Source organism: Pseudoalteromonas sp. JB197 (assembly GCF_002332205.1).
In the GTDB taxonomy this organism is placed as follows: Bacteria; Pseudomonadota; Gammaproteobacteria; order Enterobacterales; family Alteromonadaceae; genus Pseudoalteromonas; species Pseudoalteromonas nigrifaciens.
Map to the genome: position 1 here is coordinate 2,410,512 of NZ_NRGZ01000001.1, position 24,221 is coordinate 2,434,732.

Annotated in this window: 22 protein-coding genes; 15 read left to right on the forward strand and 7 right to left on the reverse strand. The window is 41.2% G+C overall.

The window, feature by feature from the left end:
• Nucleotides 1–233 precede the first annotated feature (233 nt).
• Nucleotides 234–2,153: a signal recognition particle-docking protein FtsY gene (gene ftsY / locus CIK86_RS11420; RefSeq protein ID WP_086996628.1), complete on the reverse strand. Its 1,920-nt coding sequence runs from the start codon at nt 2,151–2,153 to the stop codon at nt 234–236.
• Between the two features lie 207 nt (nt 2,154–2,360).
• Between ftsY and rsmD the strand changes: the two genes are divergently transcribed.
• The 14 genes from rsmD to CIK86_RS11485 all read left to right on the forward strand — a co-directional run bounded on the left by rsmD (nt 2,361) and on the right by CIK86_RS11485 (nt 17,153).
• Entirely contained in the window at nt 2,361–2,966 is a 606-nt protein-coding gene (rsmD, locus tag CIK86_RS11425; RefSeq protein ID WP_086996631.1) for a 16S rRNA (guanine(966)-N(2))-methyltransferase RsmD, read from the forward strand.
• 145 nt (nt 2,967–3,111) lie between these two features.
• A complete protein-coding gene (gene rpsU / locus CIK86_RS11430; protein WP_002957797.1) occupies nt 3,112–3,327 on the forward strand; it encodes a 30S ribosomal protein S21 in 216 nt (71 codons plus the stop codon).
• 19 nt (nt 3,328–3,346) lie between these two features.
• A complete protein-coding gene (locus CIK86_RS11435; RefSeq protein WP_086996638.1) occupies nt 3,347–3,793 on the forward strand; it encodes a GatB/YqeY domain-containing protein in 447 nt (148 codons plus the stop codon).
• A gap of 225 nt (nt 3,794–4,018) precedes the next feature.
• Entirely contained in the window at nt 4,019–5,770 is a 1,752-nt protein-coding gene (gene dnaG, locus CIK86_RS11440; protein WP_011327062.1) for a DNA primase, read from the forward strand.
• 125 nt (nt 5,771–5,895) lie between these two features.
• Nucleotides 5,896–7,743: an RNA polymerase sigma factor RpoD gene (rpoD, locus tag CIK86_RS11445; protein ID WP_011327061.1), complete on the forward strand. Its 1,848-nt coding sequence runs from the start codon at nt 5,896–5,898 to the stop codon at nt 7,741–7,743.
• A gap of 81 nt (nt 7,744–7,824) precedes the next feature.
• On the forward strand, nt 7,825–8,706 hold the full coding sequence (gene prmA, locus CIK86_RS11450; protein WP_086996642.1) for a 50S ribosomal protein L11 methyltransferase: 882 nt from the start codon (nt 7,825–7,827) through the stop codon (nt 8,704–8,706).
• 280 nt (nt 8,707–8,986) lie between these two features.
• Nucleotides 8,987–9,958 (forward strand): tRNA dihydrouridine synthase DusB, encoded by a 972-nt coding sequence (gene dusB, locus CIK86_RS11455; protein WP_172459251.1) that lies wholly within the window; start codon nt 8,987–8,989, stop codon nt 9,956–9,958.
• Between the two features lie 19 nt (nt 9,959–9,977).
• Nucleotides 9,978–10,268 (forward strand): DNA-binding transcriptional regulator Fis, encoded by a 291-nt coding sequence (fis, locus tag CIK86_RS11460; RefSeq protein WP_011327058.1) that lies wholly within the window; start codon nt 9,978–9,980, stop codon nt 10,266–10,268.
• A gap of 473 nt (nt 10,269–10,741) precedes the next feature.
• A complete protein-coding gene (gene purH / locus CIK86_RS11465; RefSeq protein WP_086996647.1) occupies nt 10,742–12,328 on the forward strand; it encodes a bifunctional phosphoribosylaminoimidazolecarboxamide formyltransferase/IMP cyclohydrolase in 1,587 nt (528 codons plus the stop codon).
• A 103-nt stretch (nt 12,329–12,431) separates the two neighbouring features.
• Complete coding sequence (locus CIK86_RS11470; protein ID WP_086996661.1) at nt 12,432–13,256, forward strand: class I SAM-dependent methyltransferase; 825 nt, start codon at nt 12,432–12,434, stop codon at nt 13,254–13,256.
• A gap of 16 nt (nt 13,257–13,272) precedes the next feature.
• Complete coding sequence (gene purD / locus CIK86_RS11475; RefSeq protein ID WP_086996650.1) at nt 13,273–14,562, forward strand: phosphoribosylamine--glycine ligase; 1,290 nt, start codon at nt 13,273–13,275, stop codon at nt 14,560–14,562.
• Nucleotides 14,563–14,865: 303 nt separating this feature from the next.
• The gene (locus CIK86_RS11480) at nt 14,866–16,092 is read left to right on the forward strand and encodes an RNA-guided endonuclease TnpB family protein (RefSeq protein ID WP_096317084.1); all 1,227 of its coding nucleotides are present in this window, start codon (nt 14,866–14,868) and stop codon (nt 16,090–16,092) included.
• 55 nt (nt 16,093–16,147) lie between these two features.
• Nucleotides 16,148–16,321: a hypothetical protein gene (locus CIK86_RS19140; protein WP_162010629.1), complete on the forward strand. Its 174-nt coding sequence runs from the start codon at nt 16,148–16,150 to the stop codon at nt 16,319–16,321.
• A gap of 22 nt (nt 16,322–16,343) precedes the next feature.
• Nucleotides 16,344–17,153: a DUF2797 domain-containing protein gene (locus CIK86_RS11485; RefSeq protein WP_011327052.1), complete on the forward strand. Its 810-nt coding sequence runs from the start codon at nt 16,344–16,346 to the stop codon at nt 17,151–17,153.
• On the opposite strand, the gene CIK86_RS11490 is transcribed toward CIK86_RS11485, so the two are convergent.
• Nucleotides 17,150–19,678 carry an EAL domain-containing protein gene (locus tag CIK86_RS11490; RefSeq protein WP_086995896.1) on the reverse strand — a complete coding sequence of 843 codons (2,529 nt, stop codon included), beginning with the start codon at nt 19,676–19,678 and terminating at the stop codon, nt 17,150–17,152. The two genes, CIK86_RS11485 and CIK86_RS11490, sit on opposite strands and share 4 nt — an antisense overlap.
• Before the next feature lie 82 nt (nt 19,679–19,760).
• On the opposite strand from CIK86_RS11490, the gene CIK86_RS11495 reads away from it, so the two are divergent.
• Entirely contained in the window at nt 19,761–20,051 is a 291-nt protein-coding gene (locus tag CIK86_RS11495; protein ID WP_011327050.1) for a DUF4144 family protein, read from the forward strand.
• Here CIK86_RS11495 and CIK86_RS11500 read toward each other — a convergent pair.
• The 5 genes from CIK86_RS11500 to CIK86_RS11520 form a co-directional block, all read right to left on the reverse strand.
• Nucleotides 20,034–20,954 (reverse strand): histone deacetylase family protein, encoded by a 921-nt coding sequence (locus CIK86_RS11500; RefSeq protein ID WP_086995899.1) that lies wholly within the window; start codon nt 20,952–20,954, stop codon nt 20,034–20,036. The two genes, CIK86_RS11495 and CIK86_RS11500, sit on opposite strands and share 18 nt — an antisense overlap.
• Before the next feature lie 116 nt (nt 20,955–21,070).
• Nucleotides 21,071–22,612 carry a serine hydrolase gene (locus CIK86_RS11505; protein WP_086995902.1) on the reverse strand — a complete coding sequence of 514 codons (1,542 nt, stop codon included), beginning with the start codon at nt 22,610–22,612 and terminating at the stop codon, nt 21,071–21,073.
• Nucleotides 22,613–22,633: 21 nt separating this feature from the next.
• The gene (locus tag CIK86_RS11510) at nt 22,634–23,128 is read right to left on the reverse strand and encodes a gamma-glutamylcyclotransferase family protein (protein ID WP_086995906.1); all 495 of its coding nucleotides are present in this window, start codon (nt 23,126–23,128) and stop codon (nt 22,634–22,636) included.
• Between the two features lie 34 nt (nt 23,129–23,162).
• Nucleotides 23,163–23,432 (reverse strand): LysE family transporter, encoded by a 270-nt coding sequence (locus CIK86_RS11515; RefSeq protein ID WP_086995909.1) that lies wholly within the window; start codon nt 23,430–23,432, stop codon nt 23,163–23,165.
• A 13-nt stretch (nt 23,433–23,445) separates the two neighbouring features.
• Nucleotides 23,446–24,219 carry a hypothetical protein gene (locus CIK86_RS11520; protein WP_086995912.1) on the reverse strand — a complete coding sequence of 258 codons (774 nt, stop codon included), beginning with the start codon at nt 24,217–24,219 and terminating at the stop codon, nt 23,446–23,448.
• Nucleotides 24,220–24,221: the final 2 nt, after the last annotated feature.

Consider the following 24,221-nt stretch of genomic DNA (forward strand, 5'->3'; position numbering starts at 1 on the left):
TTTTATTATGCCAACACTATTAAACATCAATAAAGCTGGTATTCCTCGCAATTAAAAAGGGAGCAAGCTCCCTCTTTTGGTAAATAAAAGTTCCACCTTTTAAAGGTGTGTTATAAACCACACCTACAGAACCGGAAAATCAAAGTACAAACATGACCATTTGGGTGAAGCTTTCACTTTATGAACGTCGCGCTGATCACTTTTCAACGCTTGTACTAATAGCTTGCTAAGCTTTAAGCGTCGTCTTCATCTTGGCTAAATAGCGCATCAATAAAGTCATCGCTTTTAAAGGCACGTAAATCATCAATACTTTCACCCACACCAATATAGCGAATTGGAATGTTAAACTTATCTGCTACCGCAAAAATAACACCGCCTTTTGCCGTGCCATCTAGTTTTGAAAGAGTAATACCGGTTAAACCAACGCATTGATTAAACAAGTTTACCTGGCTAATCGCATTTTGCCCTGTGCCTGCATCAATAGTTAACATTACTTCGTGCGGCGCATCAGGATCAATTTTTTTCATTACTCGCGCTATTTTTTCAAGCTCTTGCATTAAGTTGTCTTTATTTTGCAAGCGCCCTGCTGTATCTGCGATTAATACGTCAACGTTACGCGCTTTTGCCGCTTGAAAAGCATCAAAAATAACAGACGCACTGTCAGCACCAGTATGCTGTGCAATAACAGGAATACTATTACGTTCGCCCCATACTTGTAGTTGCTCAACCGCTGCGGCTCTAAATGTATCACCCGCAGCAAGCATGACCGACTTGCCTTCGCTTTGAAATTGCTTAGCCAATTTACCAATGGTCGTCGTTTTACCTACACCGTTAACACCTACCATTAATATAACAAATGGTTTTTTATCGGCTGGAATAACCAACGGCTGCTCTGCAGTTTTAAGCATTACGGCCATTTCTTGTTTCATTAGCTCATAAAGTGCGTCACCGTCTTTTAATTGCTTACGGTTTGCCGCATCAGTTAGGCGGTCTATTAACTTCATGGTGGTATCAACGCCTAAATCGGCGGTGAGTAATTGCGTTTCTAGCTCTTCAAATAAATCATCGTCTATTTTTTTACCGCTAAATATGGAAGCAAAACCAGAACCAATATTAACGCGAGTTTTTAATAAACCTTTTTTAAGGCGAGAGAAAAAACCTTCTTTTTTAGGTTTCTCTACTTTTTGAGCTGCTTCGCTTGCAAGTTCATCTGCAATACGCTGCTGCTCTAAGCGCTCAGCCTCTGCTTGCTCTGCTGCAATACGCTGCTGTTCTAACGCTTCTGCCTGTTCATCTGCAATACGTTGCTGTTCTAATTGCTCAGCTTCTGCTCGCTCTGCTGCAATACGTGCTTGCTCTAAACGCTCTGCCTCTGCTTGCTCTGCTGCAATTCGCGCTTGTTCTAATCGCTCAGCTTCTGCTTGCTCTGCTGCAATACGTACTTGCTCTAAGCGTTCAGCTTCAGCCTTTTCCGCTGCTGCTTTTTCTTGTTCAAGGCGCATCTGCGCTTCTTGCTCTGCTAAACGCTGCTGTTGCTCTAACTTTAATGCATGAGCATCGGCTTGCTGTTTTACGAGTAACTCAGCATTGGCTTTTTCAATCGCTAGCTTTTCAGCTTGCTCTGCTAAACGCTGCTGTTGCTCTAACTGTAATGCATGAGCATCTGCTTGCTGTTTTGCGAGTAACTCAGCATTAGCTTTTTCAATCGCTAGCTTTTCAGCTTGCTCTCTCTGTGCTTGCTCGACTGCAAGCTTTTGCTGCTCTAAATTCTCAGCTTCAGCTTGTTCTGCTGCTGCTTTTTCTTGCTCAAGGCGCATCTGCGCTTCTTGCTCTGCTAAACGCTGCTGTTGCTCTAGCTGTAATGCATGAGCATCGGCTTGCTGTTTTGCGAGTAACTCAGCATTGGCTTTTTCAATCGCTAGCTTTTCGGCTTGCTCTTTTTGGACTTGCTCCGCTGCTATTTTTTCTGCAGCCTCTTGCTCCGCTTTTTCAGCGGCCAGTCGCTGTTGCTCTAAATGCTCTGCTTCAGCTTTTTCTGCTGCTAAGCGCGCTTGCTGTTGGTTATCGGCCTCTTGGGCACTTTGTTCCGCTTGTTGTTTTTTATCTGACTTACCAAAACCTAACCAAGACAGTAATTTACTTTTTTTTGCCATACTTGCTAATAACCACTTATAAAATTCTGATAAACTAACGATAATAATAGTATGTGCGTTAACGGCTATTTTAAACTGTTTAAAGGCACAATCTATTGTCTAGGATGCTTATACTACCACTTTTAATGCAGTTGAAAAATAATACGCTATGATATGATTGCAATATTATCTGAGCTAGATAGCAGATACCAATTTTTAGTGAGCTAAATGAGAAAAAAAACAACGCAAAATAAAGTAACTAGCAAATCCAGCGATGGCTTTATTAGAGTGATCAGTGGCCAATTTAGAGGCCGAAAGCTGCCCGTCAAAGACGTACAAGGGCTGCGCCCAACAACTGATCGTATAAAAGAAACTGTGTTTAATTGGTTAATGCAAGATACCCGAGAGGCAAATGTGCTCGACTGTTTTGCCGGTTCTGGCGGTTTAGGTTTTGAGGCACTGTCGCGATTTGCTAAAAGCGCTACTTTTGTTGAACTTGACGCTGCCGCAGCAAAGCAAATTGAGCTAAACATTAGTACTTTAAAGCTGCAAAACGCACACGTAAAACATACCAATACACTGGCATTTTTAGAGCAAATTAATGGTAATGAGCCATTTAATCTAGTTTTTGTTGACCCGCCATTTCGTAAAAACTTGGCACAATCGAGCGCTGATTTACTAGAAAACAATCAATGGCTAAGCAGTGACGCTTTAATTTACATTGAGGTGGAAAGCGAGTTAAGCACCTTTACTGCACCAATCAACTGGTTGTTAATTAAAGAAAAAAAGGCTGGACAAGTTTTTTGTCGTTTGTATCAACGCCAAGTAAATTAACACTGTTTTAGATGCCAGCTTTCTGTTAATATTATCCTTTACATGTGGTGTTGCTTCGGATTACAATACCGCACCATTTTTGAACCACTTGATCAATGTTTGATCAACTTGAGCAACGCTCATAATTTAGGTAGGTGAATTTTTAATGCCAGTAATTAAAGTAAGAGAGAACGAACCGTTTGACGTAGCACTTCGTCGCTTCAAGCGTTCATGTGAAAAAGCAGGAATCCTTTCAGAAGTTCGTCGTCGCGAGCACTATGAAAAACCAACAGCTGAGCGTAAGCGTAAAAAAGCTGCTGCAGTAAAACGTCACATGAAAAAACTTTCTCGTGATAACGCACGTCGCGTTAAATTATACTAATATATTAGGTCTTGTATAAATGAGCCTTTTAATAACGCTAAAAGATGCGCAAAAAAATGCGATGAGAGCCAAAGACAAATTACGTCTTAACCCTATTCGCATGGTACTTGCTGAAGTCATGAAACGTGAAAAAGACGAGCAAATAACACTAGACGACGCAGGTATTACCTCCGTTATAGTGAAGCTTGTTAAACAACGTCGTGACTCTTACACTCAGTACAAAGATGCTGGGCGTGATGATTTAGCTGATATTGAAGCCAATGAAATAGTAGCACTTGAAACTTTCTTACCTCAAAAATTGAGTGAAGAAGAAATAATTGCTCTCATTGATGCGGCTATTGCTGACACTAACGCAGCAGGTATGCAAGACATGGGTAAAGTAATGGGTATAATCAAAAGCAAAGCTGAAGGTCGCGCCGATATGGGCAAAATCTCTGGTTTAATTAAGCAACGATTAACAGCCTAGTACTCCCACATACATTAAGTATGATTGAAGTAAACCGAGCCTAGAGCTCGGTTTCTTTGTTTTTGTATCCGATTTGTGTTCAAATCTACAAACGTGCTATTTGCACCCGCCCTATTTAATAGCAATTAATATATGCGTATAAAATCGCTTGGTTTTATTTGTAGGGTTATAAATTTAATCTCGCTTTCATTGTTATTCTAATTATCTCAGGACGTTATTTTACTAATGGCTGGAAAGATCCCACGTAATTTTATAGATGACTTGCTTGCCAGAACCGATATTGTCGACCTGATAGACTCAAAAGTCGGTCTTAAAAAAGCCGGTAAAGACTACCAAGCTTGCTGCCCTTTTCATAACGAAAAATCGCCTTCGTTCACCGTCTCCCAAGATAAACAGTTTTATCACTGCTTTGGCTGTGGCGTTAACGGTAATGCTATTTCGTTTGTTATGGAATACGAAAAACTTGAGTTTGTTGATGCTATTGAAGAGCTTGCAAGTTTACTTAATTTAGAAGTTCCCCGTGAGCAAGGTAGCGGCTCGGCACCTGAGCGTACTGCAGCGCAAAAACGCTCTGATTACGATTTAATGCTCCATACTGCAAGGTTTTATCAACACCAGTTAAAGCACCATAGTAATTCTGCCGCTGTTATTGAATACGTTAAAGGCCGGGGCTTAAGCGGCGAAATAGTTAAAAAGTTCATGATAGGTTATGCACCAAGTGAATGGGATGGTTTGTGCCTACAACTTGGCCGTAACAAAGAACAAAAAGAGCAATTGGTAGAGCTAAAACTCGCCTCAGAAAAAACACCTGGCAGACAGTTTGACTTTTTTCGCGATCGATTAATGTTCCCTATTCGCGATAAACGTGGCCGCGTAGTTGCCTTTGGTGGGCGCGTAATGCAAGCCGATCAAGGCCCTAAATATTTAAACTCGCCAGAGACACGTATTTTTCATAAAGGCTTTGAACTCTATGGTTTATATGAAGCTAAACAAGCACACAAAAAGCTCGACCATGTACTGATTGTTGAAGGCTATATGGATGTGGTGGCGCTGGCAGAGCAAGGTATTGAATATGCCGTTGCAGCACTTGGGACAGCAACAACCAGTGAGCATATGCACACTCTATTTAGAACAACAGATAAAGTAATTTGTTGTTACGATGGTGACCGTGCAGGGCGTGATGCAGCTTGGCGTGCGCTCGAAAACGCACTGCCTTATTTAAATGATGGTAAAGCATTAAACTTTGTATTTTTACCCGACGGCGAAGACCCCGACTCCTTAGTACAAGCCGAAGGTAAAGATAAGTTTGAACAACGCTTAAATGCAGCCGATGATTTCACTAAAGTGTTATTCAATAAGCTCAGCCTAGAAATAGATTTAACGCTTGATTCGGGTAAAGCCAAGTTACTTAGTGCCGCATTACCATTAATTGAAAAAATTCCTAGTGAGTTTTATCAAGAAAATATTCTTGAGCAGCTCGGGCGATTAATTGGCCGTACTCGTGAGCAACTCAATAATCGCTTAAAAACACCTAAGCAACAGCATTCAATTGAGCGAAAATTTAAAATAACCCCCATGCGCCAAGCAATCGGTATTTTAATTCAACACCCGCAAATGGCGAAAAGCGTGCCCTATTTGCCCGATTTAGCACAAATGAATATTGCCGGCATTGGTTTGCTACTACGCTTACAACATCAAGCGTTGCAAAAAGAAGATGTTACCACAGCGCAGTTGCTCGAATTTTTTAGAGGCACTGACGATTATGACCCGCTAACTAAGCTGGCAACGTGGCAACATCAAATAAATGAAGAGCGTTTAGAGACTGTTTTTCAAAATACTTTTAAATTTATTGAAGATCAGTGTTTAAATTATCGACTAGAGACCCTATTAATAAAGGATAAGACGCAAGGTCTAAATAGCGATGAAAGACTTGAATGTCATTTGTTAATGACAGCGTTAAAAGCGACTAACAGCTAGTCAAATTTGATTTAAACTGTTATACTACGCTATTCACTGCGTCACATTATTCTAGTTTAGCTTTAAGGCAAACTACATGATGGCGCCTGTTGTATCAACTTATCAGAGTGGAAGAAAAAATCTCTATGGATCCAACTCCTCAGTCACAATTAAAACTTCTGATTCTAAAAGGTAAAGAGCAAGGCTACTTAACTTTTGCAGAAGTAAATGATCACCTTCCACAAGATATTATAGACTCAGATCAAGTAGAAGATATCATTAGCATGATTAATGACATGGGTATCAAGGTTAGCGAAAACGCGCCAGATGCCGATGAACTAATGATGCAAGAAACAACGACAGACGAAGACGCAGCTGAAGCTGCCGCTGCAGCCCTTGCGACCGTAGAAAAAGAGATCGGCCGCACAACGGATCCGGTACGCATGTACATGCGTGAAATGGGTACTGTTGAACTTCTGACCCGTGAAGGCGAAATTGTAATCGCTAAGCGTATTGAAGAAGGCATTAACCAAGTACAAATTTCGGTTGCTGAATACCCTGAAGCAATTACTTACCTACTCGAGCAGTGGGATAAGTTTGAAGCAGAAGAAATGCGCCTTAGCGATATTATCGTTGGCTTTATTGATCCTAATGAAGACACAGCGCCAATTTCGGCAACTAATATTGGTTCAGAATTAAGTGCAAAACAACTTAATGACGACGATAAAGACGATGACGACAGCGACGAAGATGATGAAGACGAAGAAGAAGTAGACACAGGACCAGATCCTGAAGAAGCACGTGTTCATTTTGAAAATTTACGTGATTTATATAATAAAGCACGTGAAACGTTTGAAGCTAAAGGTCGCTCGCACCCAGATTCTCTTGCCGCTATATTTGAAATTGGTGAGTTATTCAAAACCTTTAAATTAATACCTAAGCAATTTGATCGCATGGTTAATAACATGCGTGAAATGATGGACAGAGTTCGCGTTCAAGAACGTCTCATCATGAAACAAGCAGTACAAATTGCTAAGTTACCAAAGAAAACGTTTGTTAAGCACTTTGCTAATAACGAAACGGATGCTACTTGGGTTGATTTAGAAATTGCAGCTAACGAAAAGTACTCGGCAAAACTTGAAGAAGTTAAGCCTGAGATCATTCGTAGTCTGAATAAATTACGTGTTATTGAAAGTAGCACTGGCTTAAATATTGAGCGTATAAAAGACATAAACCGTCGTATGAGTATTGGTGAAGCTAAAGCTCGCCGTGCGAAAAAAGAGATGGTTGAAGCTAACTTACGTTTGGTAATTTCAATTGCTAAAAAATATACAAACCGTGGTTTACAGTTCTTGGATTTAATTCAAGAAGGTAATATTGGTTTGATGAAAGCCGTTGATAAGTTTGAATATCGCCGTGGTTATAAGTTTTCGACTTATGCTACGTGGTGGATACGCCAAGCAATCACGCGCTCTATTGCTGACCAAGCAAGAACGATCCGTATTCCGGTACATATGATTGAAACGATTAATAAACTTAACCGTATTTCACGTCAAATGTTACAAGAAATGGGCCGTGAGCCAAATCCAGAAGAATTAGCTGAACGCATGATGATGCCTGAAGACAAAGTTCGTAAGGTACTTAAAATTGCTAAAGAGCCAATTTCGATGGAAACACCGATTGGTGATGATGAAGATTCGCATTTAGGTGACTTTATCGAAGATACGACCATTGATTCGCCAATTGATTCGGCAACTATGGAGTCGCTTCGTGGCGCAACTAACGACGTACTTGCTGGCCTAACAGCCCGTGAAGCTAAAGTACTGCGTATGCGTTTTGGTATTGATATGAATACCGACCACACCTTAGAAGAAGTAGGTAAGCAGTTTGACGTAACACGTGAACGTATTCGTCAAATAGAAGCAAAGGCGCTGCGTAAATTACGTCACCCTTCTCGCTCTGATTTACTGAAAAGCTTTTTAGACGCTAAATAATAAGCGGCTAATACATATTAAAACTAAAAAGGCCGCTCTTGCGGCCTTTTTTCTATTTACCCCCTTTATCTGGAAATAAACATGGCTTGGATCCAAATTCGTATTAACGCCAACGCTGATAACGCTGATTTAATTAGTGATCTACTAGTTGAAGCTGGTAGTGCATCGGTTACTTTTATTGACGCCAAAGACACGCCTATCTATGAGCCTAAAATAGGCACTGTGCAATTTTGGGCCGATACTACGGTAATAGGCTTATTTGATGCTAATCACGATATGGATAGCGTTGTAGCGCTGTTAAACGCAGATAAATCAGTTGCGCAAAATCTAACATATAAAATAGAACAACTTGAAGACAAAGATTGGGAACGTGAGTGGATGGATAACTTTCACCCGATCCAATTTGGCAAAAGACTTTGGATTTGCCCAAGCTGGCGCGACATACCGGATCCTGATGCAGTAAACGTATTGCTCGACCCAGGCCTTGCATTTGGTACTGGCACTCACGCGACTACCGCATTGTGTTTAAAGTGGCTTGAAAGCCAAGACTTAACCGATAAAACTGTGGTTGATTTTGGTTGTGGCTCGGGCATTTTGGGTATTGCTGCTATTAAGCTTGGCGCAGAGCGCATGATTGGTATAGATATAGACCCACAAGCACTAGAAGCAAGCTTAGATAATGCTAACCGTAATGGTGTTGCCGACAAATTAGAAGTATACCTGCCAGAAAACCAACCTGAATTTAGTGCCGATATAGTCGTTGCTAATATTTTAGCGCAACCGTTACGTGAACTGCATAGTGTTATTTTAGGGTTATTAAAACCCGGTGGCAAAATAGCTATGTCGGGGATTTTAACTGAGCAAGCGCAATCGGTTGCCGATGTTTATGCCCCCTTTATTGAGCTGGACGACATTGCTATTGAAGGTGATTGGACCCGTGTAAGTGGCACTAAAAAAGCATAAGCACTGCCCAACGCTATTTAGAGCTTTTACTTAAAACAAGCATCTGAAGCCTGTATTTAACAGGCTTTACCATTTATTTACAAAATAAAATTTATCTCTATTTTATACTAAAAATAAAAGCTGCTTAAATTTCAAACAAATAAACCGCTTTGTCATACGGTTATCAAATGTCAATACGAAAAGGGCAAAAAAAAGTTACTTTTGTTCAATTTATAGCCTTTGATTTTTGCTAAAAAAACCGTAAACTTAGCGCCCCTTGAAAAGAGGCCTATTGAATATAGTGCGTATCGGTAAATACCAACTTGAGAATAACGTAATTGTCGCGCCTATGGCCGGTATTACAGATAGACCATTTAGACAACTTTGTCGCCGCTTAGGTGCGGGGCTTGCTGTGTCTGAAATGTTATCATCGAATCCTGATGTTTGGAAAACCGAAAAATCGATGAACCGTATGGATCACAGCGGTGAGTCGGGAATACGCGCGGTGCAAATTGCAGGAGCTGATCCTGAACTTATGGCACAGGCCGCACAATTCAATGTTGCTAATGGTGCACAAATCATAGATATCAATATGGGGTGCCCAGCAAAAAAAGTGAACAAGAAACTCGCTGGCTCTGCTTTATTACAGTTTCCTGAACTTGTGGAAGAGATTATTGATGCAGTCGTTAATGCTGTTGATATACCTGTAACACTTAAAATCCGTACTGGATGGGATCTGGATAACCGTAATGGTGTAGAGATTGCGAGAATAGCTGAACGTTATGGCATAGCGTCACTTGCCGTACATGGGCGCACACGCGCATGTATGTACAAGGGTGAAGCTGAGTACGCCACGATTAGGGACATTAAACGTTCGGTGTCGATTCCTGTGGTTGCAAACGGTGATATTACATCACCAGAAAAAGCAAAGCAGGTATTAGATTATACGGGTGCAGATGCCATTATGATTGGCCGAGCCGCCCAAGGTCGCCCTTGGATATTTAGGGAGATAGACCACTATTTGCGAACCGGAGAGCATTTACAGCCACCTGCTATTGCAGAGGTGCGCAGTATTTTAATGGAGCATTTAACTAATCTCCATACGTTTTACGGTGAGCCAATGGGAGCGCGAATTGCTCGTAAGCATGTATCTTGGTATTTGCAAACCCATGACCGTGATGGTCAGTTTAGGCGAGTATTTAATACGATCGACAACCCACTTACACAAGTTGACGTATTAGAGCAATACTTTAAAACACTAGCAGCTAACTAAGAAAGAAAGAGATTAAATAATGTTCGAACAAAACGTGACTTCTCCATTTATCACTAACCCTCATGTTCAGGCACACGAGAAACCGCAGCCATTACGTGACGCAGTAAAGAAAGCTGTTCACCACTATTTAAAGCAGCTTAACGGTCAAGATGTGCAAGACGTTTACGACCTTGTTCTTTCAGAGCTAGAAGCGCCATTACTGGAAGAAGTAATGACGTATACACGTGGTAACCAAACACGTGCAGCAATTTTACTAGGTATCAACCGTGGTACTTTACGTAAAAAGCTTAAAAAATACGGCATGAACTAATACTTTTTGTATTGACTTGTAAGCATGCTTACTAAGCCAATACATAGGGTATAAATTAATAGCTATTTATGGCCGTTAATTTATATAAAAGCACCTTAGGGTGCTTTTTTTATGCCTGCTATTTAACCTGATTTCCAGCTAGTAAACCTATCTTTAGCAGCTATTTTCAACGCACTGAGTTAGTTATTTAATAAGCTAAAATGCTCATGTTTTAGTTGGTTGGTGTCACTAAGCGTTAGTATTATTCATGTAGATTGGCGTTGCCTTTTAAGCATAATTTAGGTTAAGTACTCAATTATGCTAGTAATAAATGCATAACATAAGGTTTAACCTTAGTTAATCCATAAGGAGCTGCATTATTGCTACAAGTGCTAATTGCAAAATGCTCACCCTTAATAAGTCGTTTTTTGAGTTGTTATCAGTTAAAATGCCCGCTTCTAAGCTAGCTCATAAACTGAGGAAATCAAACTACAATGGATACACATCGTCCCATTCGTCGCGCACTATTAAGTGTGTCTGATAAAACCGGTATAGTTGAATTTGCCCGCGCATTAGAAGCGCAAGGTGTTGATATTTTATCAACTGGCGGTACCTGTAAACTACTTGCTGATAACGGCATAAAAGTCACTGAAGTATCAGATCACACAGGTCACCCAGAAATCATGGATGGCCGCGTAAAAACACTTCATCCAAAAATTCACGGCGGCATTTTAGCGCGTCGCGGACAAGATGAAAGCGTAATGGCAGAAAACAATATTTCTGCTATCGACATTGTTGTAGTTAACTTATACCCCTTTGCGAATACTGTCGCTCAAGAAAACTGCAGCCTTGAAGATGCTATTGAAAACATAGATATTGGCGGCCCGACTATGGTTCGCGCAGCGGCTAAAAATCATAAAGACGTTACTATTGTGGTAAACGCCAGCGACTACGACCGCGTGATCAGCGAAATGCAAAGCAATAAGGGTTCTACTACCTATAAAACCCGTTTTGACCTTGCTATAGCAGCCTACGAGCACACCGCTCAGTACGATGGCATGATTGCTAATTACTTCGGTAAAATGGTTCCTGATTACACAGAGGAAGCCGCCGAAGATACTAAGTTCCCACGCACTATCAATATGCAGTTCACTAAAAAGCAAGATATGCGCTACGGCGAAAACTCGCATCAAGACGCGGCTTTCTATGTTGAAAACGATATTGTTGAAGCTTCAGTAGCAACAGCAACTCAACTGCAAGGTAAAGCGTTATCTTTCAACAACATTGCTGATACCGATGCTGCGCTTGAGTGTGTTAAAGAATTTGACGTACCAGCCTGTGTAATCGTAAAACATGCAAACCCATGTGGCGTGTCCATCGGTAGCAATATTCTTGAAGCATATGAACGTGCTTTTAAAACCGACCCTACGTCGGCATTTGGTGGCATTATTGCCTTTAACCAAGAGTTAGATGCAGCAACCGCAGAAGCAATTGTTGAGCGTCAATTTGTGGAAGTAATTATTGCTCCTAGCGTATCTGATGCTGCAGCCAAAATTGTTTCGGCTAAACAAAACGTACGTTTATTAGTATGTGGACAGTGGACAGGTAAAGCCGCAGGACAAGACATTAAACGCGTTAATGGCGGTATTTTAGTGCAAGACCGCGACTTAGGCATGGTAACGCAAGGCGATTTAAAAGTTGTATCTAAGCGCCAACCTACTGAGCAAGAGCTTAAAGACTTATTATTTTGCTGGAAAGTAGCTAAATTTGTTAAATCTAACGCCATTGTATATGCCCGTGACGGTATGACAATCGGTGTAGGCGCGGGCCAAATGAGCCGCGTTTACTCGGCTAAAATTGCCGGTATTAAAGCAGCAGATGAAAACCTTGAAGTTAAAGGTTCAGTTATGGCATCGGATGCATTCTTCCCATTTCGTGATGGTATTGACGCAGCTGCAGCCGCTGGCATAACGGCAGTAATTCAGCCAGGTGGCTCAATGCGTGATGCAGAAGTGATTGCCGCAGCAGACGAAGCTGGCATGGCAATGGTACTTACTGGTATGCGCCACTTCCGCCACTAATCACTTATAGAGCTAAACACTGAAGTTTGAGTTTAGCTCTGTTTGTTTGCAATCAATTAACGTATTCTGATTGTTCATTAAACTAACAGTGAAGAATAAAATGATGAAATTTGCTTTAAAATCTATACTTGTCGCCACTATTGCTCTTAGCTCTGCAGCAAGCTTGGCTCATAACCACAGTGAAAACTCATTAGTTGCTAATGCACTTAATGATGAGCAGCGCGCTGCTAAAAACAGTGAGCGTGACAAGTTTCGTCATCCAGCACAAACGCTGGCATTTTTTGGCTTAAAGCCGAATATGAGCGTGGTAGAAATATCGCCCGGTGGTGGTTGGTACAGCGAAATTTTAGCGCCTGTACTCAAAGATAATGGCAAATTTTACGCCGCGCATTTTCCAAAAGATGCGACTGGCTTTTATCAGCGTTCTCGCTCTGAGTTTGAACAAAAAGTAACGCAAGACCCACGCTTTAGTAAAGTAATAGTAACTGAGTTTGCTCCTGTTACTCACACCGAACTTGCCCCTGCAAATAGCGCCGATATGATACTTACCTTTAGAAATGTGCATAACTGGTATATGGGTAAAAATAAAGACGGCGCACTTAGTGCGTTTAAATCTTTTTATACCGCACTCAAACCAGGTGGCACTTTAGGTGTAGTAGAGCATAGATTGCCTGAAGCACGCGCCGATGACGATCAAAAAAGCAGTGGTTACATGAAGCAAAGCTACGTAATTGAAATAGCTAAACAAGCTGGGTTTGAATTAGTTGCTAGTAGTGAAATAAATGCTAACCCAAAAGATACAGCCGATCACCCTAAAGGGGTATGGACGCTACCACCAAGCTTACGTTTAGGCGATCAAGATGCCGATAAATATAAAGCCATTGGTGAAAGTGACCGCATGACGCTGAAATTTAAAAAACCGCTTTAAATAGGAATTTTTCGCCATGAATGTTTTAGTCATTGGCAGCGGCGGCCGCGAACACGCTCTTGCGTTTAAAGCCGCTCAAAACACCAAAGTAAACACAGTATTTGTAGCCCCTGGTAATGCGGGCACAGCACTTGAGCCAAAACTTGAGAACGTTGCAATGAATGTTGACGACTTAGACGGTTTACTTCAGTTTGCACAACAAAATAATGTTGAGCTTACTATTGTAGGCCCTGAGATCCCGTTAGTATTAGGTGTGGTTGATAAGTTTCGTGAACACGGCCTAGCTATATTTGGCCCAACAGCGGGCGCAGCTCAGCTTGAAGGCTCAAAGTCGTTTACTAAAGACTTTTTAGCGCGTCACAATATCCCTAGTGGCGATTACCAAACCTTTGAACAGGTTGCCCCTGCCCTTGCTTATTTAAAAGAAAAAGGCGCGCCAATTGTAATCAAAGCAGATGGTTTAGCCGCAGGTAAAGGCGTTATTGTTGCGATGACTGAAGCCGAGGCTGAAGATGCTATTCGTGACATGCTTGCGGGTAATGCTTTTGGTGATGCTGGTAGCCGCGTAGTTATCGAAGAGTTTTTAGAAGGTGAAGAAGCGTCTTTCATTGTGATGGTAGATGGCAAAAACGTATTACCATTTGCCACTAGCCAAGATCATAAACGCGCTTACAATGGCGATGCTGGCCCTAACACTGGCGGTATGGGTGCTTATTCACCTGCGCCAGTAGTTACCGATGAAATTCATCAGCGTATTATGAACGAAGTGATTTACCCAACGGTAGAGGGCATGGCGAGCGAGGGTCATCCGTACACAGGCTTTTTATACGCTGGCTTAATGATAGATACCGATGGCACGCCAAAAGTAATTGAGTATAACTGTCGTTTTGGCGACCCGGAAACTCAACCTATGATGCTACGTTTGCAATCAGACTTAGTCGAGTTAATTGAAGCGGCTAATCGTGTTGAACTGGATAAAACCACCATAGCGTTTGATCCACGTGCAGCCGTTGGTGTAGTACTGGCCGCTAAAGGCTATCCTGGTGATTATCCTAAAGGCGATGTTATATCGGGTTTACAGGTTGACTACCCTGCTGGCGAAAAAGTATTTCATGCTGGTACTAAACAAAACGGTAATGACGTAGTAACTGCGGGCGGACGTGTATTATGTGCCACCGCACTGGGTAATACCGTAACCGAAGCGCAGCAACGCGCTTACGAGCTAATAAAGCAACTCAGCTGGGATGGCATGGAATATCGTACTGATATTGCATATCGTGCTATTGCGAGAGAGCAAAATAGTTAAATAGCATTAATGTAGGTTAAATATAACCTACTGGTTAATATTACTATTAAGTGCAAATTTTAAAAGCGCAGCTTGGCTGCGCTTTTTTAGTGCTACACTATTTTAAAGGACTCAAAAAAGCACAGCATAATTTGAAGTTTAAAACGTTACGTTATCATCCGCTAGCCGCAGCGATACTTATATTAATATTTTTTATCAACTTTTGCCGTAAAACACCGCTCCTTTAGGTCGGTGATATAAGGCAATAGTCGCGAAGCGACTAAGTGGGTTGTTCCTTTTTGATTGACTGTATATAATAACAGTATGATTATTCGCAAAGCTTATAAATTTCGTTTAAAAACAACACCCGATATTAACGCTAAAATGGCGCAATATGCGGGAAATTGTCGATTCTTGTGGAATAAAGCCTTAGCGATTAACTTATTTAAGTTACAGAATGAACAAAAAATTTGCTACTACCAAGAGTTGGATTTCTTTTCCAAACTTTGGAAAAAAAGCGAGGAGTATGGCTTTTTAACACTATCGCCCGCACAAACTATCCAACAAACATTAAAACAGCTTGAACGCGCCTTTAAAGACGCATTCGATAAAAACCAACCACTCAAACGGGTGCCTACTTTTAAGAAAAAAGGAGAGGTGAATAGCTTTAGTTTTCCACAAGGCTTTAAAATCGACAAGAATGGGAAACGTATTTTTTTACCTAAAATCGGTTGGGTTAATGTTAGAAAAAGCCAAGCTATTTTAGGAAAAGCTAAAAACGTCACTGTTTCACAAAAAGGAAAGCACTGGTTTGTTTCAATCCAAGTTGAACAAGAAGTAGCACCACCTAAGCACCCATCAAACGCCATAATTGGCGGAGATTTAGGCGTGAAACGCCTAATTACCTTTTCTGATGGCAGTTTTGTGGAGCCGATAGATACCAGTAAACAGACAATCAGGATCAAACGATTACAGAAGCAACTTGCTAGAAAAGTGAAATTTTCAAGTAACTGGAAAAAATTAAAAGCAAAGATCACAACATTTCATACGAAAGTTGCCAATATTCGTCATGACAAATTACATAAGATCTCAACACAGTTGAGCAAAAGCCACGCAATCATCGTGCTAGAAGATCTTAAAATTAGAAATATGACGAAAAACAGCAAAGGCAACAGTGAGCAGCATGGAAAAATGGTGAAACAAAAATCTGGCTTAAACCGCGTCATTCTCAATCAAGGATGGGGAATGTTTAAAGAGATGCTGAAATATAAGCAGGATTGGCTCGGCGGTCAGGTTATTTTTGTTGATCCGAAACATACCAGTCAAACGTGTCCAGCGTGTGGTCATCAATCAAAAGATAACCGATTAACGCAGTCTAAGTTTGAATGTGCGAAGTGCGGTTATCAAGATAATGCGGATCATGTTGGCGCATTAAATATTTTAGCGCGAGGTCATCGCGTTCTAGCCTGTGGAGAGATTGACATTAGTCAGCTTGTTGAAGCAGGAACTTGCCTTATGAGTGATCATAAGGCCCCGATGGTTTTAAACTAATCGGAATCCCCCTCCTTTCCTGAACTTGTTCAGGCGCTTGGCGAGGTGGTGGAGGATGTCAACAATTACTATTGAAGGGGTAGAAACGCAAGAGGTTCACGACTTACTTAAAGGTATGAACGCCGATCACGCACAAGGATACCTTTACGCCAAACCACTCGCGTATGACGATTATTTACAGTACTTAAACAGCCAATATAATTTAAAAATGTTAGACTCCCCTTTTTAACATCTTTAAGGGCCAAGTAAAGATGCAAGGCACATTGCGTAAATTAAAATCGAGCTTAACCGAGCCGGTACAATATCACTTACCTGTGGGTGAGCACTTAGTCGACTTAAATGCATTTATAGGCAAAGAGCTAACGCTTACTTTTAGCGGCACAATTTTATGCTCTAGCTGCGGTAAAAAAACCAAAAAAAGCTATTCTCAAGGCCATTGCTTTGTATGCATGCGCAAACTTGCTAGTTGCGATATGTGTATTATGAAGCCAGAAACCTGCCATTACGATCAAGGTACTTGCCGCGAGCCAGAGTGGGGAGAAGAAAATTGCATGATCCCGCATTACGTCTACCTCGCTAATACCTCAGGACTAAAAGTGGGTATTACTCGCCACACGCAAATACCAACTCGCTGGGTTGATCAAGGCGCTACCCAAGCATTGCCTATTTTTAAAGTGCAAACACGGTTGCAATCAGGCTTAGTAGAAGTGGCATTGGCTGAATTTATTGCTGATAAAACTAATTGGCGCAATATGCTAAAAGGCCAAAACGAAGCGCTAGATTTAAAAGCTGCAGCCGCTGAGCTTATTCCACAAATTAGTGCAAAGCTAAATGAGCTAAGCGAGCTATTTGGCGCAACAGCTATTGAACAGCTAGATGAAGACGTAGTTGATTTAAACTTTCCGGTAAGCGAATACCCAACCAAAATCAGCTCGTTTAACTTTGATAAAGACCCGGTAGTAAGCGGTGTTTTACAAGGCATTAAAGGTCAATATTTAATTTTTGAAAAAGGCGTTATTAACATTCGAAAATTCACCTCTTACGAAGTAACCGTAGGCTAAGTGCCAGTTGGTTGAGTGCTCGCAGATAAGTAGTTTAACCGATAAAAATCAAACCATTGCCGCTGCGTTAACGGGCGGCAATAGTAATACCCCTGTATAACATTACACCCTAAGCTAATAAGGTAGTTTTTTTGAGCTAGCTGCTCAACTCCCTCTGCCACTACCATTAAGTTTAAATTACTTGCCAGTGCAATAAGCGCTGCAACTATTTGGCTATTGCCGTATTCATCAGGGATTTTAGCAATAAAGCTCGCGTCTATTTTTAATGTATCAAAAGGCAGTTTAGTTAAATAACTCAATGCCGAGTACCCGGTACCAAAGTCGTCTAATGCTATATGCACGCCCAGTTTTTTTAGTTGCTGCAACTGCGTTTTAGCCTGTGTAAATGAGCTAATAAAGCTGCTTTCTGTCAGCTCTATTTCAAGTAAATTACCGGGTAAATTATAATGTTTAAGCATAGTGCTAATATTGTTTGCCAGCTTGCCTTGGCTTAAATGACATGCCGATATATTAATTGCTAAGCGCCCAGCCACCAGTCCTTCTTTTTGCCATAGCGTTAGTACTTTACCCGCCTGATTAATAACCCATAAATCTAACCGCACTATCAACCCTAGCTCTTCAGCAAGCGGAATAAATTGCGCGGGCGATATCATTCCCAAATCGGGGTCGTGCCAACGCAATAATGCCTCAACGCCCATAATCTGTTCACTTTTAAGGCATTGTTTTGGCTGAAAATACAATTCAAATTCGTTATTATCTAACGCATGCTGAAAACGGCTCATCATGGCTAGGCGCTCTAGCGAGCGAGCATTCATAGAAGGTTTAAATAATTGAAACGAATTACGCCCCACATCTTTTGAGCGATACATAGCAATATCGGCATGCTTTAGCAGTGTTTCGCTGTCTAGGCCATCATCAGGGTAAACAGCCGCGCCAATCGAAGCTGTTACACCTACTTCAACATGGTCTAATTGAAACGGAGAGTTTAAGTTATTTAGTATTTTGTCAGCTAAACTAGCTACTGCATCAATCTTATTTATTTCGCACAGCACTACAAATTCATCTCCCCCTAAACGCGCTAAGGTATCGCCTTCGTTTAAAGTAGCCTCGATACGCGCAGCAACCAGAGTTAATAAACAATCCCCTGCGCTATGGCCTAAACTATCGTTTACTTCTTTAAAGCGATCTAGATCGATAAACATCACCGCCAATAAATGCTGGTCGCGGTGAGCTGCAGCCAAAGCCATTTTGAGCCTGTCGTTAAACAAACGTCTATTTGGTAGGCCCGTTAATTCATCAAAATAAGCCAACTGCACAATTTTATCTTCAGCATTTTTTCGCTCGGTAATATCACTAAAAATTGCCGCATAAATAGCATCTGAATTATTAGGCTCTTTAATTTCAATTATAGTTAACCACTCTATATAAATATCGCCATTTTTTTTACGATTACAAATTTCTCCCTGCCACACGCCCGTTTTGTTGATTGCATCCCACATTTTTATATAAAAGCTTTTATCATGCCGCCCAGAGCTCAATATACTTGGGCACTTACCTATAACTTCATGCTCTTTATAGCCAGTCAATTGGGTAAACGCTGGGTTTACTTGCATAATAGTGCAATTACTATGGGCAATCATTATGCCGTCTAGCGATGAATCTATTATTTTATTGGCTAAGTATAGGTTTCGCTGCGAGTGCTGTAGGGCTAAATCTCGTTGCACTAATACTTTTTCTAGCTCAGAACAATACGCACTTTCAATTTCATGTATTAAATGTTCGAGTGACAACACGCCTTCAATTTCATCATTGTCGCTCACCACTAAATGCCGTACTTGGCTATCTAACATTAATTTGTAAGCATCGAACAGGCTATCTTGTGGGGTTATTTTATAAAGCGGTCGACTTGCTAAATCCCAGCACACACTCTGCTCGCTCTGGCGTGTGATCAGGTGTAATAAATCGCGCTGCGTAATAATGCCATGTTCTTTTTGCTGTTGATTAAAAACTAAAATAACTTTTTCGCTGCGTTCGCGCATTAATTTCACCGCTTCATTTAGCGCTAATGAGCTAGGTACAATTGTTATGTTTTTAGTGTACTGGTCGTTAATAGTGCGAAACTGTAAGTAATGATCAAGCCCTTGATTGCGCACAATATCTGTAATGCTAATTACCCCACACGGTACGTTGTTGTTATCGGTAACGAGTAAATGCCTTACACCATGCTGATGAAAAGTTAGTGCGGTATCACTTAATAACTGCTGGCTAGGGACACTTAAGACCGGGCTCGTCATCACATCTTTAATGCTAGTGCTTGTAACTGCAGGATTGGTAAAGTCGAGTTTTAAACAGTCTGTTTCTGTCCAAACACCTAATATGCGTTGTTGCTGCGCAATAAATATTGCACTGATATTATGTGCCCGCATTAGTTTAACCGCATCAATTAATGGCGTATGCTTGCTACAGGTTATTACCTTATTAGTAAAAATATCACCTACTTTTTGAAAACGGCTACTGTGTGGCATTATTCTACTCCCTAAATTTGCACTAATAAGCGAGTATAAATCGAGCAAATATTCCCCCTTTGATGTAGGACAATAAATAAGCATGTCGTATCCAAAAATTATTATTTATAACAATGAAATTGAGTTAGCTGAGCAGCCTGATGAAGTAGATGATTTTGTATATGCGATGGATGAGCTGCAAAAAAGCAGAATTATTATTTTAGATAGTAAGTATAGTTATACAACATTAAGTGGCGAGCCAAAAACAGCCATTAGTGCCATTGAATTAGCAGATTTAGTGAAAGATTATTTGCTAAAAGAAGGTCAGTGTTGCCTAAGTAAAATTAAGCAGCTAACACCTGAGCAAGCATTTGCGTTACTCATAATCGACTAACGCTTTTACATGTGCAATTGCACTGCGACCCAATGCAGAAAGCGCATACCCCCCTTCTAAATACGACACTATACCGCGGCAATTATGCTGCTCACTAAAGCGGGCTAATTGCTCGGTTAGCCAGCGGTAATCTTCCTCTACAAACTTTAAACTAGCCATATCATCTTCGAGGTGAGCATCAAATCCTGCGCTAATAAATAACATGTCAGGCTTAAAAGCATTTAGTTTAGGCAGCCATTGCTGCTCAAATACCGCTTTTAAATCGTTACCGTCGCTGGCAATTGGCAAAGGTGAATTAACTAACGTGGTGTTATTTTCAACCACTGTATTGGGATAAAATGGATGCTGAAATAAAGAGCAAAACAAGACGTTTTTATCATCTATAAATATATCTTGAGTGCCATTACCATGATGTACATCAAAATCAACAATAGCAATGCGCTTAACCCCTTTGCTTTGTGCATATTTAACCGCAATAGCAAGGTTGTTAAATACACAAAAACCGGATGAGGTAGTGCGATTTGCATGATGCCCCGGCGGGCGCACCGAGCAAAATGCAGCATCAAGGTTGCCCTCTAGTATTTCATCTACCGCTAAAATACCGGCTCCTACTGCACGCTCAATTGCTTTTAATGAATCGGGACATAACCAAGTATCACCGTCTAAATCGACAAGCCCTTGGGTAGGTATTTTACTTTCAACGGAGCTAACTAATGATTCGTCATGCGCAAGTAAGTAATGCTCTCGTTGCGCTTTAGGCGCTTGCTTTTGCTCAATAGCAATATCTAACCCGCTTGCTAGTAAGCGATCGTTAATAGCATCTAACCGCTCTGGGCACTCTGGGTGATCATCAATCATTTTATGTTTACGACAATGAGGGTGAGAAATAATTGCGGTACGCATAAAAGCTCCTAACTGTATCATTAAACATAATATAACAAAGCCACCCTTGGGTGGCTTTGCGACTTTGGTGTATACCCTTTACGCTAGATATAGCAAATTAGGGATAGCAAAAACAGTTATTTTGCTGTTAATTTTAAATTTCTAAAGTCAAAACTAAAGTCGGTTACTTGCGTTGATACTGCACGCATTTTAGCGCTACTCACTCTGTTTTCTGTATTCATATTAAAGTTAATAAACGCATCAGCCTCAAGTAGCTTTTCATCCCACTTAACAATAAAAGTATTGCCAGTGTAATGCTCAAGCGAGCCTTTTAAGCCCTTGGTATGCGTAAAATCAATATGTAATTTGCCATCAAGCTGCTCAATAATTACATCGCCGTACCAATTATCGTGCAATGTACCAGTGTAATTAATATTAGGTAGTTGCGGTTGATAATCAGCTGGCGCTGCAGGCTTTGCGTTAGCGTATGCTTTCTCTTTGCTTTCAAAATGCTTTTTAGCTAAGTCTTCAACCCAATCTTTATCTTCAAGCTCAAGCGCATCTTCAAGCACTTCGTGGGTTACTGCCGCTAGTGCACCAAATGCTTGCTGATTACTTAAAATAACAATACCGAGTTTTTTCTCAGGTAGTAATGTAACCTGCGACACCATGCCTAAAATACCGCCACCGTGACCAAGCTTTTTAAAGCCGTGGTAGTCCTCAATACTCCAGCCTAGCCCGTAACCTCTAAATTGCTGATGATACGCCTCAAACGCGCTTTTAGACGCCATAGCCGTTATATGTGGATGCCACATTTGCGCTTGTTGTTTTTCGCTAAATAACTGCTCGCCATTTGGCATTGTGCCACCAGCAAGTTGCGTACGTAGCCATTGGCTCATATCGCTGGCACTTGAGGCTATTGCCCCAGCGCCTCTAAAATCTTCTAGGTAGTTAACAAAAAATGGATGGAGTTGGTTATCCATCGGAATATGCCCCGTTGCCCAGTTTTTATTGCTACTTGGAATGCGCGAAAACCCCGCTCGCGAGTGAGTCATATTTAGCGGTTGTAACATGTTTTTTTCGATATAATCGTTCCAACTCATCCCAGATACGCGTGCTACCACTTCCCCTGCGGTAACAAACATTAAGTTGTTATACGCATATTGGCTGCGAAAGCTGCTGGCCGGTTTTAAGTATTTTAAGCCGGCTAAAATATCATCAACCGACTTGTCGGTACTTGGCCAAATCATTAAGTCGCCTTGCCCAAGCCCCAACCCACTGCGATGGCTTAGCAGATCGCGAATACGCATTTCGCGGGTTACGTATGCATCGTATAGTTGAAATTCTGGCAGGTGATCAATCACTTTATCGTCCCAGCTCAACTTACCTTCATCAACCAACTTAGCCAGCGCCGCACTGGTAAATGCTTTGGTGTTAGATGCAATGCCAAACAAGGTGTCTTTATTAACCTTATTGCCGGTGTTTATATGGGTTACACCAAAACCTTTAGCAAATATCACTTTGTCGTTTTCAACAATAGCAACAGCCATTCCTGGCACATCAAAACGTGCCATGGAGGTTTTAATTACCTGCTCTATTTTATTGGTATCTACTTGTGCCCAGGTACTAAACGTAGCCCCTGCTAATAAAGCAATTGTGGCAAACTTAATTAACTTCATTGTTATCCTTTTTTATTATGATTATTTTTGATGTACTGCAAATTCAATTTCAGCACGTTCTAGGTTGCTGTCGCTTTTTTGCGCGCGGTTTAATATTGCATCACTGTATGCTTTTGGAACGCCGGCTTCAAGCGCGCCGCGATGAACGTGTTTAATGTACCAGTCGTAGGGTAGCGCTTCACTATCGTGGGTATTGGCAATATAGCAATGCGCGTTAACGTCTTCGCCGCTTAAAAGCTTTACGGTTATATTTACGCAGTCGTAACCTTTACCTTCTATACCATCTAAAATGACTTTTTCGGCGTCACTTATCTGATAAACAACCCCATAAACTAACGCATCTTCTGCATCACTTGGGCTAATACTGCATTTACCTGAGCCATCTTTAAAATACATATCAAAGGTTAGCTCATAGCCTTGTAATACTGCAGTACCAATACGTTTAGCATTAGGTAGACGCGCCAGTAAACGTTGAGACGACATGTTAGAGCCAAACGAAAAATTATAAAGCGACATACCTACTCCTAAAATTAAATAATGTAACTTAGTTTTAAATTACAACACGAATAGCCAAAGCTATTAAAATAACGCCAATGCAGCGATCAAACCAATAACCACTGCGCTGGAAAAAGCCACGTACCTTAGTTTTACAAAGCACTATTGATAAAATAGCCGCACCAACACCTGCACTAGTCCAAAGAGCATTGCGCCTACCTTGCTGCACACTTTGCTTTAATACCATAGCAAAATCGGGCCCTGGGCTTGCTACTGCAAAAAAGTGCGCTACGGCAATCAGTAAAAATTCGTCTAAGTAAGTCACACAATATCTCTGCTTAGTTTGGCATATACACTAATAACAGCGGGTTAGCTGAGTTATTGACTAATGCTTTAATTTCTTTTTGCGCTTTTTTAAATTGGCCGCGCAAATGCGGTTTTAAATGCTGCTTAGAGCGTTTATCATTTTTAAAGTAACTCACTAACGCATGCATAAATACCGTATGGGTTTCGTTCAACGACGCTTCGCGATTTGCATAAGGGTTATAACACGAGCCACAGCCGCCCTTAAACTGATATACCGTATTGCTCATCATTACCCCAAAGCCTAAAAAGCAAGCCAGTGCATCAGCAGCTTGCGCTAAGTAGTCTTTTCCGCCCGGTGGTAATACGCCTACATGATGAATTAAAATAGTCGCTAACGTTCCAGCAAAACTGGCAACTAAGTCTTGTGGCTGGTTTACTTGATTTGGATTAAACGAAATATTAATAGCCTGGCTAGGCGGTACAATTAATTTAGCGCCTTCGCCACGTAGTTGTTGGCTAAATTTAAACTGTGGAAAAACCTGTGGAGTGAGCTGCTGCGGTGCAACTAGTTGAATAGGCCACGCTGTCATACCCGCATAACTACTTACGCGGTTAAATACCTTAGTGGCCATTTCTTCAATACTCGATACCGAGTCGGGAAAGAACTCAACCGTGGGCAAAGTGATTTGCGTATGCTGGGTAAAAAACTCAACATCAAAGTTTTCAACTGCCCATATAAAGGTATCAATTAACCATTGCTGCTCTTGCTCAGCCAGTAATGGTTTGGGCTTAAATAACGCTAACATAG